This is a genomic window from Streptomyces sp. RLB3-17 (assembly GCF_007113425.2).
In the GTDB taxonomy this organism is placed as follows: Bacteria; Actinomycetota; Actinomycetes; order Streptomycetales; family Streptomycetaceae; genus Streptomyces; species Streptomyces mirabilis_D.
This window is the reverse complement of sequence record NZ_CP041610.2, coordinates 2,116,575-2,131,853: the sequence shown is the minus strand read 5'-3', so window position 1 is coordinate 2,131,853 and position 15,279 is coordinate 2,116,575. Positions and strand designations below refer to the sequence as shown.

Genomic DNA, 15,279 nt, shown 5'->3' with positions numbered 1-15,279 from the left:
TGACATGAATACATGTGGTGATCGTTCCGGCGGCCGTCGGAGGTGTCTCCGAGCCTCACCGCAACGCGCGCATCCTGCTGATCTCGCTCGTCTGCTGGGCGATCACGTCGTCGGCCATCTCCTCGACCTGGATGTTGTTGCCCTGGGCCTTCACCTCCGTGGCCATGGCGATCGCCCCGTCGTGATGTGTGATCATCAGCTTCAGGAAGAGCGCGTCGAAGGCCTTGCCCCGCGCCGCGCGCAACTCCCTCAGCTGTGCCTCGGTCGCCATGCCGGGCATCGCCTCGTGCCGGTGCTCCGTTGCCCGCTTGTCGCCGTCGTGGGCGGTGAGCCAGCCCTTCATCGCGGTGATCTCCGGCCCCTGCGCGGCCGAGATCCGCGCCGCGAGCCGCTTCACCTGACCCGACGCTGCCTGCTTGGGGGCGAGTGCGGTCATCTCCAGGGCCTGGGTGTGATGTTCGATCATCATCCGGGCGTAGGCGAAGTCCGCCGTGTTGGGGGAGTCGTCCTCGTTGCGCTGCTTCGCGGCGTCCGCGGCGGAGAGTGTCTCGGCCGCCTCGCCCGGCTTGCCGGGGGCGATCACCGAAGGCCCGCTCGTCGCGGCGGACTTGGGTGCGGAAGCCGAGCCGGAGTCGCAGCCCCCGAGCACGAGCACGGCGACCGCCAGCGAGGCCGCTCCCAGGAGCGCACGGCGTGTGCGGGGCGTACGGGACGCGCGGGACGTACGACGGAGCAACACATCGACCTCCAGGGGCACATGAATCGCCGGACACCTCACGGGTGTTTCATGACCGTCCTAGCACGCCGGTGAACGTTACTGATCGAAAACCTTCATTACGAGTGCGTTGCCATCTGTTGATCAGTGCATGGGTCGGACGATACTTCTGGGGTCCGTGAACCGTTCAACTGCGAACGGCTACAAGGGAGGACGCAGTGACCCTGTTGATCGATCCCCGAACGCGGCGCAGACGCCTGGGAGTTGCCGCAGCCGCGGCCGGACTCCTGGCCGCGCTGCTCACGGCCGGCCCGGCGGCCGCGACCCCCGATCCCGGGGACGGCCCCGCCGTTCCGGAGAAGGTGTCCCGCAGTGACGCCATCGAGACCAGAACGGCGATCGCGAACGGCGAGATACCCGGGCAGGACGAGATCGTCCACTCCGACAACATCGAACACCTCACCAACATCCCCAAGGACGCGCTGCCCGGCACCAATTCCGACCTCGCCTTCCAGGGCGAGTACGCCTTCGCCGGCAACTACGACGGCTTCCGCATCTTCGACATCAGCAACCCGAAGGCGCCCAGGACGGTGGCGCAGGTGCTCTGCCCGGGCTCGCAGAACGACGTCTCCGTCTCCGGCAACCTGCTCTTCCTGTCCACCGACTCCTCGCGCAGCGACAACTCCTGCAACAGCACCACGCAGCCCGCGACCGAGAAGTCCTCGTGGGAGGGCATGAAGGTCTTCGACATCACCGACAAGGCGAACCCGAAGTACGTCGCCGCCGTGGAGACCGCCTGCGGCTCGCACACCCACACGCTGGTGCCCGAGCGCAAGAACGTCTACATCTACGTCGCCTCGTACTCGCCGAGCGCCACCTTCCCCGACTGCCAGCCCCCGCACGACGGCATCTCGGTCATCAAGGTGCCGCGCAATGCCCCTGAGAAGGCCGCCGTGGTGAACTTCCCGGTGCTGTTCCCGGGCGAGGGACCGGACGGCGGCGGCAACCCGGGTGCGCCCACCAACCCGGGCGTCTCCAAGACCACCGGCTGCCACGACATCACGGTCCTGCCCTCCAAGGACCTGGCCGCCGGTGCCTGCATGGGCGACGGCATCCTGTTCTCCATCAAGGACCCGGAGCACCCGAAGGTCATCGACCAGGTCGAGGACAACGTCAACTTCGCGTTCTGGCACTCGGCGACCTTCAACCAGAAGGCGAACAAGGTCGTGTTCACCGACGAGTTGGGCGGTGGTGGGGCGGCCACCTGCAACGCGGCCATCGGTCCGAACCGCGGCGCCGACGGCATCTACGACATCGTCGGCAAGGGCGACAAGCGCAAGCTCGTCTTCAAGAACTACTTCAAGATCCCCCGCCACCAGGCCGACACCGAGAACTGCGTGGCCCACAACGGCTCGCTGATCCCCGTCAAGGGCAAGGACCTCATGGTCCAGGCCTGGTACCAGGGCGGTGTCTCCGTCTGGGACTTCACCGACTCCTCGAACCCGAAGGAGATCGCCTACTTCGAGCGCGGACCGCTGACCACCGACAAGCTCGCGGTCGGCGGCTCCTGGTCGGCGTACTACTACAACGGCTACATCTACTCGAACGACATCGCCAAGGGCTTCGACGTCCTCAAGCTCAGCGACCGGCGCACCGATCCGGCCAAGCGGGTCCACCTGCGCGAGCTCAACGTCCAGACACAGCCGGACTACTTCGACTGATCGCCGGGCGACTGATTGCCGGAGGGCTGATCGGCAGACGGCTGCTCGTCCGGTCGTCGGCCGGTCGTGAAGAACCGTGACAGATCGCTCTCGCACGTCCCGCCGGGCACCTCGGTGCCCGGCGGGACACCCATCTCCCAGTCGAGGTGGTAGCGCTCGAACAGCTCGGCCCGCAGCCTCGGGACCGGCATCGGCACACCCGGCACCAGGGCCGCGTACACCGCGCCCATGAGGACCGCCCGCAGCATCGGGTAGTCGGTGTCGGCGTCCTGGGAGCCGTACTCGGCGACGGTCTCCCGCAGGAGCTGCGCGAGGCGCTGCTGCTCCGGACACTGCACGAACCCCTCGCCCAGCAATATGCCCGCCATGTGCTGACGCATCAGCACGGGCCGGTCCCGCGCCAGGCCCAGAATCGCGTCGATGGCCCGCGCCAGCCGCTCCCGGCCGTCCTCGGTACGCGGCTCGCGCTCCAGCCCCTCCTCCAGCGTGCGGTGCATCATCCGGTGCACGGCGGACTGCAGGAGCTGGCGTTTGCCGGGGAAGTAGTACGACACCAGTCCGCGCGCCGATCCCGCGCGATCCGCGATGTCCCCGAGCGTCGTCGCCTCGTAGCCGCGCTCGTTCACCAGCTCCACCGCGGCCTGCAACAGCCGCTCACGGGAACGCCGGCGCAACTCTTCATTGACCGACGGGCTGCGCGGGGACATGCTGGAACTCCTGTGTTGACTGGCTGCCAGCCAACTATACTCAGAGCGTCCGGGCCATGACTCACCGCGGGGGAGGCTTCGGGCTGCCGTCCGCCTGGGGCGACGCGGGGGATCGTCTCAGGCGGACGGGCACAGGGCGAGCGGAAATTCCCGGCCGGGCAGGATTCCCGAGCGAGTCGCACAGCCGCCGTGGCCTCCTTAGAGTGGGCGAAAGTGCCGAGGAGGCGGGTGGAGATGGATCAAGAGCAGATCCTGGCCAAGATCACGGCGATGGTGGACGACGAGCGCCAGCTGCGCGACGCCGTCGCGTCAGGGCAGATCGACAGCGCCACGGAACACGAACGGCTCGGACAACTGGAGCGCGAACTCGACCAGTGCTGGGACCTGCTGCGCCAGCGGCGCGCGAAGTCCGAGTTCGGGGAGAACCCGGACGAGGCGCGCGTACGACCGTCTTCGCAGGTCGAGGGCTATCAGAGCTGATCGTGAGGGGCCGCCCCCGGACCTCCGGGCCGCTCCCAGGTCTCCGGGTCGACATCGACGGCCCTCGGGTCCATGGGCGCTCCCGGGAAGGTGCGCGGGTCAGCCGACCAGGTCCAGCACCGGCCGCAGTCCCTCCGGGCGCCGCGCCGCGGGCAGGTGGTCCACGAAGTGCACCGCGCAGCCCAGAGCCGCCGCGCCCCCGTCGGCGCGGCGGTCGTCCCCGACCATCAGCGTGTCCTCGGGGGCGATGCCCAGCGCGTCGCAGGCGGTCGCGAACAGCCGGGGGTCCGGCTTCTGGATGCCGTGCTCGTACGACAGCACGTACGCGCCCACGTACCGGTCGAGGCCGTGCTCACGGAAGACGGGCCGCAGATCCCAGCCGATGTTGCTGACCACCCCGACCGCGACCCCGCGCTCGCACAGGGCGTCGAGCACCTCGGCCGTGTCGGGATAGGGCCCCCACGCAGCCGGGAGCATGTGACGCTCGTACAGCGCGTCGTGCAGCCGGGCATCGGGCAGCCGCACCTGGCGGGAGATCGCGGTGTACATGGCCCGGTGCCCCTCGGCGCTCTGGTCCCGCCTGCGCCACAAGTCCTCCGAGCCCTCCGGCAGTCGGGGCGCGACGCCACCGCCGGGCAGCGCGCCCACCGCCTCCAGGGCGTCCGCCGCCTCGGTCAACTCCCCTTCCGGCAGGGTGAGATCGGCGTCCCTGAGCACCGCGCGCAGCCAGGACTCGGTCGGTTCGGCAAGGAACAGGGTTCCGGAGAAGTCGAAGAGCACGCCTTTGATCGTCATGAGGGGAATCCTTCGGGGCGTGCTCCGCGCCGGTCAAGCACGCTCCGGGCGGGTCGAGCACACTTCGCGCCGGTCACGTACGTTCCGAGCCGAAGAGGCGCTCGTGGGTCATCACCGCCAGGGCGACCACCAGCGCGCCGAGCAGCCAGCCGCCCAGGACGTCCGAGGGCCAGTGGACGCCCAGCCAGACCCGGGTCAGTCCGACACCCACGACGCTGACCACGGCCAGCGCCAGTGCCGTACGCCGCAGCGCGTGCCCGGCGCCGTACAGCTGGAGCAGCCACAGCAGCAGCCCGCACACCACCGTCGCGGTCATGGCGTGGCCCGAGGGGAAGGCCGCGTAGTGCGCGGAGTCCACGGGGTCGGGCCAGACGGGGCGCGCCCGGCCCACCGCCGCCTTCAGCGACTGCTGCACCACCGTGCCCAGCACACAGGCGGCCGTCACCCACAGCGCCGGCCACCACGCCGAACGTCGCCAGACCAGCAGGAGCACGACCAGCGCACCCAGCGCGCGCATCGTCCACGGGTCCCACACCCAGTCCGTCAGAACGCGGAACACCTGGGTGGCACCCGGTTCGTCGACCGCCCAGCGGTGCGTGGTGCGCGCGATGTCGCCGTCGAGGACCAGCAGCGGTCGCCAGGAGAACGCGACCAGCAGGAGGAGCAGCACGGACGGAACGGTGAGCACCGCCGCGGTGAGTGCCGGGGTCCGTGGGGTCGCAGTGCGAAGCGGTGGGTCGAGGGGCGGGGACTGCATACGGTGATCCTCCCCGAAGTACGGGGCCGGTGGCCAACCGCGGGGCCCCGAACCGCCGCTGTCGCGGCTAGCCGAGCGCCCGCAGGCCCGGTACGAACGCCACCAGCAGAGGGATCACCGGCACCAGCGTGGCCGCCGCCGTCAGCCGCAGCCGCCGCGACGGCGTCAGCCGGTCCGGAGGAGCGAGCAGGCGGTGCACCCGCAGTGGGACATGGGCCTGCGGAGTCGGACAGGGGCCGAACACGCCCCGGTCCTCGTTCAGTTCCACCAACGCGAGGGCGATCGTGAGGCGGCCGAAACGGCGGGAGGCCATGTCGTCGGCGGCGAGTTCGACCAGGCGATGCATCTCGTCGCGGAACGCGGCGAAGACGGGCACCTGCGGAAAACCGACGGCGAGCGCGGCCGAGCAGTGCAGCAGCCAGTCGTGCCGGGCCCGCGCGTGCCCCTGCTCATGGGCGAGCACGGCGTCCAGCTGACGCCCTTTGAGACGGCGCAACGCGGCTGTGGTGACGACCAGTTGGGGAGCGGCCCCGGGCAGCCACCAGGCGTCAGGACGCTCACCCTCCAGCACCACCAGCCGGTCACTGCCCGGCTCCTCACCGGGCAACAGCGGTGCGCGTACGTGGAGTTCGTCACGGCTCTGCCGACGCTGGGACCGGGCCCGCAGCACCTCGCGGACCAGCATCGCCGCGGTCCAGGCACCGCCGCAGGCGAGCGCCACGGCGGTCGCCGCGGCCCACGGGCTCCCCTTGCTCAACGCGTAGGCGTCCACGACGGAGTGCGGAGCGGGGGCGAAGACATGGCCGCGCACCGCCACCCACGCGGCGGCCGCGCTGAGCGTCATCGACAGGACGCAGCACAGCAGAACGGCCGCCACCACGCACTGCCACGCCCACAGGGCGACCACGGGTTCATGGTCCGGCCAGTTGGCCCGGGCGAGCAGTCGTGGAGCGACCACGGCGGCCAGGGCGCCGAGCAGCAACAGTGCCGCGGGGACCATCATGAGGTGAAGCCTATGAGCGGAGCGTCGCCGGGGGATACGGCCCGCGACGACAAAGTGACGTACGCCACGGTTTCACATGGCCGGGGCCGGAGGGGCGCTCAGAGCGTGACCAGCATGGCCAGCATCGCGATCCCCATGGACAGCCGGCACGCCTGTGACAGCTCGGGGCGGTCGCCCCAGCCGAGGGGCCGGGGGGTGCCGCCGAGCGTCCCCGAGCCGCCGACCACCGCCGCCACCGGCAACAGCCGGGCCCCGGAGCGCAGCACGTACCCGACGAAGTAGATCAGGAGCGCCCCCGTGACCAGAGGAATCCCGGAGCCGCCGCCGTGCCCGTGGTGCCCGGGGGAGGCGGCCATCGCGGCGGCCATGTAGACCATGGCGCAGGCCCCGACGAGATGGTGCAGATGGTGCGGGCTGCTGCGGACCGACCACAGGGCGCGCAGGGCGGCGGCACCGAACACCGCGGTGTACGCGAACCAGGCCCAGCGCGGCGGGGTGGCCGCCGCCGCGGGCACCGCCATCGCGGCCATGCCGAATCCCATGAGCGCCTCGGCGCCCGCGGTGCGGCGCTGCTCCTCGACGGGGCTGCGCATCCGCAACAGACAGTAGGCCCCGCTCGCCGCGCACAGCGCTACGAGCAGCCAGCCGGGTGACGCCGGTCCGTGCACCGCGTACCTCCCCGCTCGACGGAGTCGGACAGTCGTTGATGTCGGACAGTCGGTCAGGGCATGCCCGGGCCGGGCGGTGCGCAAGCGAGCGCACAGGTGTACACGGGGGAGCGTGCGGGAGTGCGTCGCAGGTGGGCGCGGGTGGGCGGTGACGGGCGGTGACCGGGGGTATATATTTCACGAGTAAAACACCTGCTAAGCTTGAAGGTATGAGCAGCGCGACCCCGCAGACCCCCCGTGTACGCCGCCGTCCCCATGGACGTCACCGCTCTCATGGACGTCGTCTCCCGCTGGCCGGTGTGCTGCGGCTCGGCCGCCCCGCCGACATCTGGTTCAAGCCCGCGCTGAGTGTGGTCGCCTCGGTCGCCCCGCCGAATCTGACGCTTCTCGCGCTCGGTCGGCTGGACCTGGCGATGTACACCATGGCCGGGTCGCTCTGCGCGCTCTACGCCCACAACCGTCCGTACGCCGCCCGCGCCCGCGCGCTCGCCTGGGTCGTCCTCGGCATGCTCGGCGGCCTCGCCGTCGCGCTGACCGCGGCCTCGCTCACGACGAACGCCGTCGTGCTGGTCACCGTCGGCGCGCTGCTGGCCGCCGTGCAGAAGGCGCTGTGCGACGCCACGCGCATCGGGCCGCCCGGTCACGTGGTCCTCGCCTTCATCAGTTCCGCGTCCCTGTTCGTGCCGCAGACGCTCGGCCAGGTTCCCGGCCATCTCGCGCTGGGCGCCGCAGCGGGCGCCTGGGCGTGGATCGTCGGCATGGTACCCGGACTCGTCCGCCCACACGGGCCCGAGCGCCGCGCGACGGCGCACGCGCTGAACGCCGCGGCCGCCTACGCCGAGAAGGCGGGCACCGGTGACGGGGCCGCCCGGGCCCGCGCCGCCGCGGCCGCCGCCGTGCACGGGGCCTGGCAGTCGCTGCTCTCCACCGGCGCCCGCAGTGCGCCCCGGCGCGCCCTGGAACGGCTCGTCGTGCGCGCCGAGGTGGCGATCGCCGCGCCCGCCGACACGGAGCCCGAGCGGCTGCGGGCGTGGGCGCGCGAGGTGCGGGGCGCCGGGCCCGTACCTCGTCCGGACGACCTCGGGGAAGCCGCCGACGAACTCCTGGGCGTGGAAGTCGAACTCGCCGTCCCCCCGACCCCCTTGTTCCGCCGCCTGGGCCCACTGGCTCCGATCGCCCTGCGCACCGCGCTCGGCTGTGCCCTCGCCGGATACGCGTCGCTCGCGCTCGGCGTCGGCCGCCCCTACTGGGCGCTGGTCACCGCCGCGTCGCTCTACCAGGCCAACGTCACCCTGACCTGGAGCCGGGGAGTTCAGCGCGTCGTCGGCAACCTGATCGGCGTCCTCTGCTTCGCCGTGCTCGCTCCGCTGGCCCATCTCAGCCAGGCGTTCCTCGTCCTGCTGTGCCTCGCCCTGAACTTCGGCGCCGAGGCCCTGATCGGCCGCAACTACTGGCTCGGCAGCATCTGCGTGACCCCCATGGCGCTGCTCATCACCGAGTTCGCCCGCGTCCAGCAGCCCGGTGAGCTGATGACCGACCGGGTCGCGGACACCCTGGTGGGTGCGGTGGTCGGCTTCGCCGCGGCGGTCGCGGTCACCAACCGGCGGGCCGGCGACCGTATCGAGGGCGCCCTCGACGCCGTCGAGCGGGCCCGCGAACGTGCCGTGGGCCTGCTCGACGCCGAGCGTCCCGATCCCGGCGCCCTGGAGTCCGCCCGCCGCGCGCTGTCCGGTGCCGTCGTCGAGCTGCGCGCCACCGCCGACGCCGCCGCCGGCGAATGGTGGCAACGCGCCCTGCCGGAGGAGCGGGTGATGCGGGCCGAGCAGTCCGGACACCGTACGCTCGCGGCGACGGTACGACGGCAGGGACTGCACTCCTTGGAGGGCGCACAGGCATGACGGCAGCGGATGGGCGTGCGACGGACGCGGCACTCGGCCAGAGCGGCACTGCGACCCCGGCGACACCTCGGCGGGCGGCGCCGCACGGGCAGCCGAGTCGGATGAGCGAGCCCCCGGCCGGGCGGTCGGGTTCGGCGGGCGTGGTGGTCGGTGGTGGTGCCGGCGCGGACAGGCCGGCGGCCCGGGGCTCGGCGTCGGCGGACGCGCGCGCCGGTGGGCGCGGCCCGTCGGGCGACTCGGCAGGACGGGGGCTCTCGGCGAGTGCTCCCCTCGGAGGCGTGGCGTCGACGGACAACGGGACCGGAGCAACGGCCGGCGCGGGTACCCCGGCCGCCTCAGGCACTCCGGTTCCCTCGGGCACTCCGGCTGCTTCGGGTACCCAGGTTCCCTCGGGGAGCCCGGATGCCCCGGCAGCCTCGGGCACCCCGGTCCCCTCAGGCGGCCCAGCCCCCTCAGGTGCTCGGACCCCCTCAGGTACCCCCACCACCGCACCCCCCGGCACCCCCTCACCGGTCGACACCATGGCTGCCGTGGTGCGGCAGTGGCAGGCCGTGCATCCCGGGATCGACACCGGGCCGATGGAGATCATCGGCCGGATCAACCGCTCGGCCGCGCTGCTTCAGCAGGCCGAGGACGCCCCGTTGCGCCGGGCCGGGCTCACCCGTCCCGAGTTCGACGTCCTCGGGACCCTGCGCCGCACCGGTCACGAGCTGACCCCCAGTGAGATCGCCCGCGAGACGTTCTCCTCCGGTGCCGCCGTCACCAAGCGCCTGAAGCAGCTGACCGAGCGCGGTCTGGTCGAGCGCCGCGGTGACACCCGCGACCGCCGGGTCGCGCACGTCCGGCTCACCGACGCGGGCCGCGACCTCGTCGACGGCATCCTGCCCCAGCAGCTCGCCTACGAGACGACGGCCCTGTCCGGGATCGACCTCGCCCGCCAACGCGAACTCGCCGATCTGCTCGGTGAGTTGCTCGGTCAGCTCGAAGGCCGTCTCGGGGCGCCACGCGTCTGAGGCCGGCCGGGGGCCCACCCGCTTCGTGGTCACTCGCCGTTGACACGAGCCGCGCACCGCTCCTACGTTCAGGCTCGCCCGGTTCGGAGTCCCGGCTGATGTACGGGATGTCGAACAAGCAGCGTGACCGCGGAGGCGCAGTGGCAGCAGACACCGAGACGCTCACCATCGATCTCGGCACCGAGACCGGCGCCTTTCACGGCGGGGCGAGCGGCACGCTCTACGGCCTGTACGGCGACGGAGTGCCCAGCCGCAACGTGGTCGAGGGCATGCATGTGCGCACGGTGTCGACCAAGGCCCAGGACGGCACCCAGCACCCCGGCGCCGACGCCCTCGACATCCTGCCCTCCTTCGTGGACTGCGGCGGCAGGGACGTCTACCTCTACATGACCGACATCTACCGCGGCTTCCCCTACCAGTGGCCCGGCGCCACCGGCGAGGAACGCCTCGCCGACTACCGGGCCAGGGTGGAGAAGCAGGTCAGGCAGGTCCTGACGACGGGACCCCTCAAGTCCCACATCGTCTACGTACCGTTCAACGAGCCCGAAGGCAACATGTTCGGCACGGGGGAGTGGAGCTACGACAGGACCTCCTGGCACTCCGACCCGCGGCACTACTTCGCCGCCTGGAAGGACCTCCACCACCTCATCAAGGGCCTCGACCCGCACGCGCGCATCGCGGGCCCCAACACCTGCGTCCTGTACGACGAGGTGCGGGGCTTCCTGGAGTTCGCCAAGGCCCATGACGTCCTCCCGGACGTGGTGACCTGGCACGAGCTGTCGACACCCGCCGCGATCCGTACGAACGTCGCCAAGTACCGCGACATGGAACGGGAGTTGGGGATCGGCCCCCTCCCCGTCAACATCAACGAGTACGCGCACAACTATCACCTGTCCGTGCCCGGGCAGATGATCCAGTGGATCTCCGCCATCGAGGAGTCGAAGATCGACGCCGACATGGCGTACTGGAACATCGACGGCAACCTCAACGACTCGGCGGTCGAGGCGAACAAGGGCAACGGCCAGTGGTGGCTGTTCCACACCTACGGCCGGATGACCGGCCGCACGGTCCAGGTACGAGCGCCGCACCCCAATGTCCAGTACACCCTCCAGGGCGTCGCCACGCTCGACCGGGACAAGCGCCAGGCCCGCGCCCTGTTCGGCGGCAGCGGCGGCGCCGCGGATCTCGTCTTCGCGAACGTCCCCGCCGAGATCTTCGGCGGCACGGTCCACGCCAGGCTCCACGAGATCCCGTGGACCGGCCAAGTCGGCGCCTCGGCACAGCCCTTGCGCATCAAGGACCTCGAACTTCCGGTCGACGAAGGCAGGGTGGTCCTTCCTCTCGCCGACCTCGACGCGATGTCCGCCTACGAGGTGATCCTCTCGCCCGGCGGCGACCGGGTCCTCGCGCCGCCCTCCATCGGCTGGCGCCGGTCGTACCACGCGGAGCACGCGACCTGCACGGGCGAGGGGCACGCGAGGAACGGGCCCGAGGGATCGCCCTCCGACGTCGACAGGTTCGCCACCTCGGGCACCTACCACGTCGGCGGACTGCGCACCGGCTCCGACCTCGCCGTCGCCTTCTCCGTCGAGGTCCCGCAGGACGGGACGTACGACCTGAGCGTCCTCGCCAACTCCCACAACCTCCACGAACTCGTGCGGGAGCAGGGCCCCACCAACGTCTTCCTGCGTGTCGACGGAGCGGACCCCCAGGAACTGCGCCTCCCCCTCGGCTACAAGCCGGTCGTCTGGGGGCACACCGACACCCGGGTGGAGCTGACGGCGGGCACACGCACGCTCACCCTGTCCGCGCGGGACCCCGACCTCGGCGCCACCAAGGGCGACGCGACCATCGACCGGATCGACCTCGTCCTGCGGGACGCGCACGTGACCGCGCCCGCGCTGTACGAGGCCGCGTACGCGGGACTCGGTGCCGGCGCCCGAGTGACGTACGAGCACGGCGGCGCCCGCGGGCCGGGTGCCGTACTGCTGCCGCCAGGAGGGACCGCCACGTTCTGGGTGCACGCGGCCGCCGACGGCGAGGCGCTCGTGACGGTCGATCACATCGGTCCGGGAGAAGGGCTGTTGACGGTCAACGGGGTGGAGGTGGGAGGTCTCGACCGGGACGGGATCCCACTGTTCCTGGCCGGCGGCATCAACAAGCTGACGGTGACCGGCACTTCGGAGCGCCTCGTCCTCGACCGGCTGCGCGTGGGTCCGGGCACCGGACGCCTCGAGACCACCGTGTACCCCGCCGAGGAGGGCACGGTGACCGGCGAGGCCAAGGTGACGGGCGCCCACACCTTCGCCACCGGTGGGAAGGCGGTCGAGGGAATCGGCAGGGGGCCGGACAACGCCCTCACCCTGACCGTCACGGCGGCGCGCACCGGACGTCATGCCGTGACCGTCCGCTACTCCAACGGCGAGCAGCCCCCGGCCACCCACTACAACCCCGATCCCGTCTGCCGCCACGCGGACCTGTCCGTGAACGGGGCGCCGGCGCGCCGGATCCTCTTCCCCACCACCTTCCACTTCAACAACTTCTGGGACCTCGCCGTCCCCGTCACCCTCAACGAGGGCACCAACACCCTCACCTTCACCGCCGACGAACGGCCCGACTTCGACGGCGACACCACCAATGCCCATCAGCAGCGCTCCGCGTACGCGCCGGTCATCGACCAGGTGGCGGTGACACCCCTGGCATGAGTTCCGGGCGAGCGTCCGGTCAGCCCTCCTCGCCCGCCACATGAACCCCGAAGAACGCTCCCTGCGGGTCCCGCAGGACGGCGATCCGGGGGCCCTGCGGCACGGACGTGGGCTCCATGAGAATGCTGCCGCCCGCCCCGACGGTGGCGTTCGCGGTGGCGTCCACGTCCTCGACGGCGAAGTACGGCAGCCAGTGCGGCGGCACCGCGTGCGGGAAGTTGTCGTCCATCGCCACCATGCCGCCGAAGTCGGCTCCCTCGATGCCCCACTGCGTGTAGTGCTCGGAGGCGTTCACGGTCCAGCCGAACACCGTGGTGTAGAACTCGACGGCCCGGTCCGGGGCGCGCGTCAGCAGTTCCACCCAGCCGAGCGCGCCCGGCGCGTTGAACAGCCCCGCGCCCGGGAAGGCCCGCGCCTGCCACAGCTGGAAGGCCGCGCCGGTCGGGTCGAACGCCACCGCGAAACGCCCGACGTCGAACACGTCCATCGGGCCGAGGACGACCGTGCCGCCTGCGGCCTGCACCGCGTCCACGGCGGTGTCCGCGTCGGCCACCGCGAAGGACACGTTCCAGGCGACGGGCTGTGACTCCTGGTACAGCGGGGAGATCGCCGCGACCGGCGCGTCGCCGAGGTGCGCGACCGTGTAGCCGCCCGCCTCCTGGCGTGGGTCGGTCTCCGGGCGCCAGCCGAACAGATCGGCGTAGAAGCGCTTGGCCGCCTCCAGATCACTGGTCCCGAGCTCGGTCCAGCACGGACCGCCGGGCACCGGCTTGTCGAGCTTCATGACGTTCCTCCGCCCTTCCGCCAGAAGGCCTCTCCAGCACGCTATGCCCGTGCCCGGGCCGTGGCCATCCGACGCAGGGCGTCGTGCGCTCAGATTCCGGGGCGGTAGCGCAGTGGATGATCCGCCGGGATTTCCACGAGCACGATCTCGACACCGTCCGGATCCGCGATCCACATCTCGATCAGCCCCCACGGCTCCTTCACCGGCGGGCGCACGATGTCGACCCCGGCCGCCGACAGCTCCTCGTACGCCGCGTCGGCGTCGGCCACCTGGAGCCACAGCCTGAGCGCGGGCGAGGGCGGGGTCTCGGAGCGGCCCGAGACCTCCAGGAAGCCGCCGCCGAGGAAGTAGACCGTGCCGCGCTCGGGTCCCGTCCCGAACTCCCGGTGGACGGCGAGCCCCAGCCGCTCGCCGTAGAAGGCGCGGGAGCGCTCCGGGTCGGTGGGCCGCAGAAGGATCCGACTGCTCAGTACATGCACCATGCACCCGGAGCCTAGGGCCTCATGGGCGGGGGCGTTACGCTCAGCGGTGCCCGCGCCGCGCCAGAGATTTCGGAGAACTGTTCCATGGACACCGCCGCCGCCACCGGACTGACCTACCGCGATGCCACCGACGCCGATGTGGACGCCCTCGTCGCGCTGATCGAGTCGGCCTACCGCGGGGACTCCAGCCGGACCGGCTGGACCACGGAGGCGGACATCCTCGAAGGTCAGCGGACCGACCCGGAGGGCGTGCTCGCCGTCATCAAGGCGCCGGGCAGCCGCGTCCTGACCGTGGAGCGGGACGGCGCCGTCGTCGCCTGCTGTCAGCTCGAACACCGCGGCGACCACGCCTACTTCGGCATGTTCGCGGTCAGCCCCGCACTCCAGGGCGGCGGACTCGGCAAGGTGATCATCGCCGAGGCGGAGCGGCACGCCCACGAGACCTGGGGTGTCGCGGAGATGCACATGACCGTGATCTCCGCACGCGAGGACCTCATCGCCTGGTACGAGCGGCGCGGCTACCGCCGTACGGGAAAGATGACGCCCTTCCCGTACGGCGACGAGCGCTTCGGCATTCCGCAGCGCGACGACCTGCAGTTCGAGCTGCTGGTCAAGCCCCTGGCGCAGCCGGCGCAGTGATCCTCAGGCCGTGAAGCGGCCGGTGCGTTTGATCTGGGGGTAGTCGGTGGTCGCGCCGTCCAGCTCCAGGGCCCGCACCAGCCGCAGGTGGTCCTGGGTGTTCACCACCCAGCCGATGATCCGCAGATCCGCCTTGCGGGCGTGCTCGACGACCTCCAGGGTCAGCCGGCGGATGTTGAGGCAGACGGTGGCGGCGCCGACCTCCACGGCGCGGTCCACGACATCGACGCCGTAGCGGCTCGCGATGAGCGCCGTGCGGACGCCCGGCACGAGCCGCGTGATCTCGGCGATCGCCTCGTCGTGGAACGACGACACCTCGACCCGCCCCACCAGATCGCGCCGGTGCATCACCTCGGCGAGCGCCCGTGCCGCCGCCGTGTCCTTGATCTCGGCCTGCAGCGGCGCCCTGACGACGTCCAGGACCTCTTCGAAGACGGGCACGCGCTCACCGTGCCCGGCGTCCAGGGCGCGCAGTTCGGCGAGGGTCATCTCGGCGATCGGCCCCGAGCCGTCGGTCGTACGGTCCACGTCCGCGTCGTGCATGACGACCAGCGCGCCGTCCTTGCTCAGATGCAGATCGAGTTCGATCAGGTCGAGGCCCGCGTGCTGGGCGGCGATGAAGGAACGGAGGGTGTTCTCGGGTTCGACACCCATCACTCCGCGATGACCGATGGTGAGGAAGTTCAAGATTCGACTCGCTTCCGTCGACGGCGGCTCGGCTCGCGCGTGGTCTCGGCGGCACCCACGCGGCAAGCCCGCAGCCTAATCGTCCCGCCGCGCGATGTACCCGCTCGTACGCCAGGCGGGGCGTGTCTGTCGCAAGGGGAGGGCGGGCCGTTGCCGCCGTGGCGCGTCACCCGGGTGTGGGCGAGTCTTTCGGCGGTTGACCCCGAGCGCCCCGGAGCCGTTGCT

Annotated in this window: 15 protein-coding genes; 6 read left to right on the top strand and 9 right to left on the bottom strand. The window is 71.4% G+C overall.

Annotated elements, in window-relative coordinates:
* Positions 1 to 55: 55 nt before the first annotated feature.
* The gene (locus FNV62_RS10060; RefSeq protein ID WP_382160902.1) at positions 56 to 739 is read right to left on the bottom strand and encodes a DUF305 domain-containing protein; all 684 of its coding nucleotides are present in this window, start codon (positions 737 to 739) and stop codon (positions 56 to 58) included.
* Between the two features lie 194 nt (positions 740 to 933).
* On the opposite strand from FNV62_RS10060, the gene FNV62_RS10055 reads away from it, so the two are divergent.
* Positions 934 to 2,436, top strand: coding sequence for an LVIVD repeat-containing protein (locus FNV62_RS10055; RefSeq protein WP_144315120.1), 1,503 nt, complete (start codon positions 934 to 936; stop codon positions 2,434 to 2,436).
* Here the strand turns inward: FNV62_RS10055 and FNV62_RS10050 are convergent.
* Positions 2,424 to 3,143, bottom strand: a complete 720-nt coding sequence (locus tag FNV62_RS10050) for a TetR/AcrR family transcriptional regulator (protein WP_143654570.1) — start codon at positions 3,141 to 3,143, stop codon at positions 2,424 to 2,426. The two genes, FNV62_RS10055 and FNV62_RS10050, sit on opposite strands and share 13 nt — an antisense overlap.
* 234 nt (positions 3,144 to 3,377) lie before the next feature.
* On the opposite strand from FNV62_RS10050, the gene FNV62_RS10045 reads away from it, so the two are divergent.
* The gene (locus FNV62_RS10045; protein ID WP_144315118.1) at positions 3,378 to 3,623 is read left to right on the top strand and encodes a DUF2630 family protein; all 246 of its coding nucleotides are present in this window, start codon (positions 3,378 to 3,380) and stop codon (positions 3,621 to 3,623) included.
* A gap of 99 nt (positions 3,624 to 3,722) precedes the next feature.
* Here the strand turns inward: FNV62_RS10045 and FNV62_RS10040 are convergent, their stop codons facing one another.
* From FNV62_RS10040 to FNV62_RS10025, 4 genes are all read right to left on the bottom strand, one after another.
* Complete coding sequence (locus FNV62_RS10040) at positions 3,723 to 4,418, bottom strand: HAD family hydrolase (protein WP_144315117.1); 696 nt, start codon at positions 4,416 to 4,418, stop codon at positions 3,723 to 3,725.
* A 73-nt stretch (positions 4,419 to 4,491) separates the two neighbouring features.
* On the bottom strand, positions 4,492 to 5,175 hold the full coding sequence (locus FNV62_RS10035) for a phosphatase PAP2 family protein (protein WP_144315115.1): 684 nt from the start codon (positions 5,173 to 5,175) through the stop codon (positions 4,492 to 4,494).
* A gap of 67 nt (positions 5,176 to 5,242) precedes the next feature.
* Positions 5,243 to 6,178 (bottom strand): M56 family metallopeptidase, encoded by a 936-nt coding sequence (locus FNV62_RS10030; protein WP_054228825.1) that lies wholly within the window; start codon positions 6,176 to 6,178, stop codon positions 5,243 to 5,245.
* 98 nt (positions 6,179 to 6,276) lie between these two features.
* Positions 6,277 to 6,846: a DUF5134 domain-containing protein gene (locus tag FNV62_RS10025; RefSeq protein ID WP_143612711.1), complete on the bottom strand. Its 570-nt coding sequence runs from the start codon at positions 6,844 to 6,846 to the stop codon at positions 6,277 to 6,279.
* A gap of 209 nt (positions 6,847 to 7,055) precedes the next feature.
* Between FNV62_RS10025 and FNV62_RS10020 the strand changes: the two genes are divergently transcribed.
* The 3 genes from FNV62_RS10020 to FNV62_RS10010 all read left to right on the top strand — a co-directional run bounded on the left by FNV62_RS10020 (position 7,056) and on the right by FNV62_RS10010 (position 12,462).
* Positions 7,056 to 8,744, top strand: a complete 1,689-nt coding sequence (locus FNV62_RS10020; protein ID WP_144315113.1) for an FUSC family protein — start codon at positions 7,056 to 7,058, stop codon at positions 8,742 to 8,744.
* Between the two features lie 521 nt (positions 8,745 to 9,265).
* Complete coding sequence (locus FNV62_RS10015; RefSeq protein ID WP_060902498.1) at positions 9,266 to 9,757, top strand: MarR family winged helix-turn-helix transcriptional regulator; 492 nt, start codon at positions 9,266 to 9,268, stop codon at positions 9,755 to 9,757.
* A 107-nt stretch (positions 9,758 to 9,864) separates the two neighbouring features.
* Complete coding sequence (locus FNV62_RS10010) at positions 9,865 to 12,462, top strand: cellulosome protein (RefSeq protein ID WP_144315112.1); 2,598 nt, start codon at positions 9,865 to 9,867, stop codon at positions 12,460 to 12,462.
* Between the two features lie 19 nt (positions 12,463 to 12,481).
* Here FNV62_RS10010 and FNV62_RS10005 read toward each other — a convergent pair whose 3' ends face one another.
* Both FNV62_RS10005 and FNV62_RS10000 read right to left on the bottom strand, forming a co-directional pair.
* On the bottom strand, positions 12,482 to 13,246 hold the full coding sequence (locus FNV62_RS10005) for a VOC family protein (RefSeq protein ID WP_143600741.1): 765 nt from the start codon (positions 13,244 to 13,246) through the stop codon (positions 12,482 to 12,484).
* A gap of 89 nt (positions 13,247 to 13,335) precedes the next feature.
* On the bottom strand, positions 13,336 to 13,728 hold the full coding sequence (locus FNV62_RS10000) for a VOC family protein (protein WP_060902501.1): 393 nt from the start codon (positions 13,726 to 13,728) through the stop codon (positions 13,336 to 13,338).
* A gap of 84 nt (positions 13,729 to 13,812) precedes the next feature.
* On the opposite strand from FNV62_RS10000, the gene FNV62_RS09995 reads away from it, so the two are divergent.
* Positions 13,813 to 14,367: a GNAT family N-acetyltransferase gene (locus FNV62_RS09995; RefSeq protein ID WP_143600737.1), complete on the top strand. Its 555-nt coding sequence runs from the start codon at positions 13,813 to 13,815 to the stop codon at positions 14,365 to 14,367.
* Between the two features lie 3 nt (positions 14,368 to 14,370).
* Here FNV62_RS09995 and FNV62_RS09990 read toward each other — a convergent pair whose 3' ends face one another.
* Positions 14,371 to 15,054: a glycerophosphodiester phosphodiesterase gene (locus FNV62_RS09990; protein WP_054228817.1), complete on the bottom strand. Its 684-nt coding sequence runs from the start codon at positions 15,052 to 15,054 to the stop codon at positions 14,371 to 14,373.
* Positions 15,055 to 15,279 lie beyond the last annotated feature (225 nt).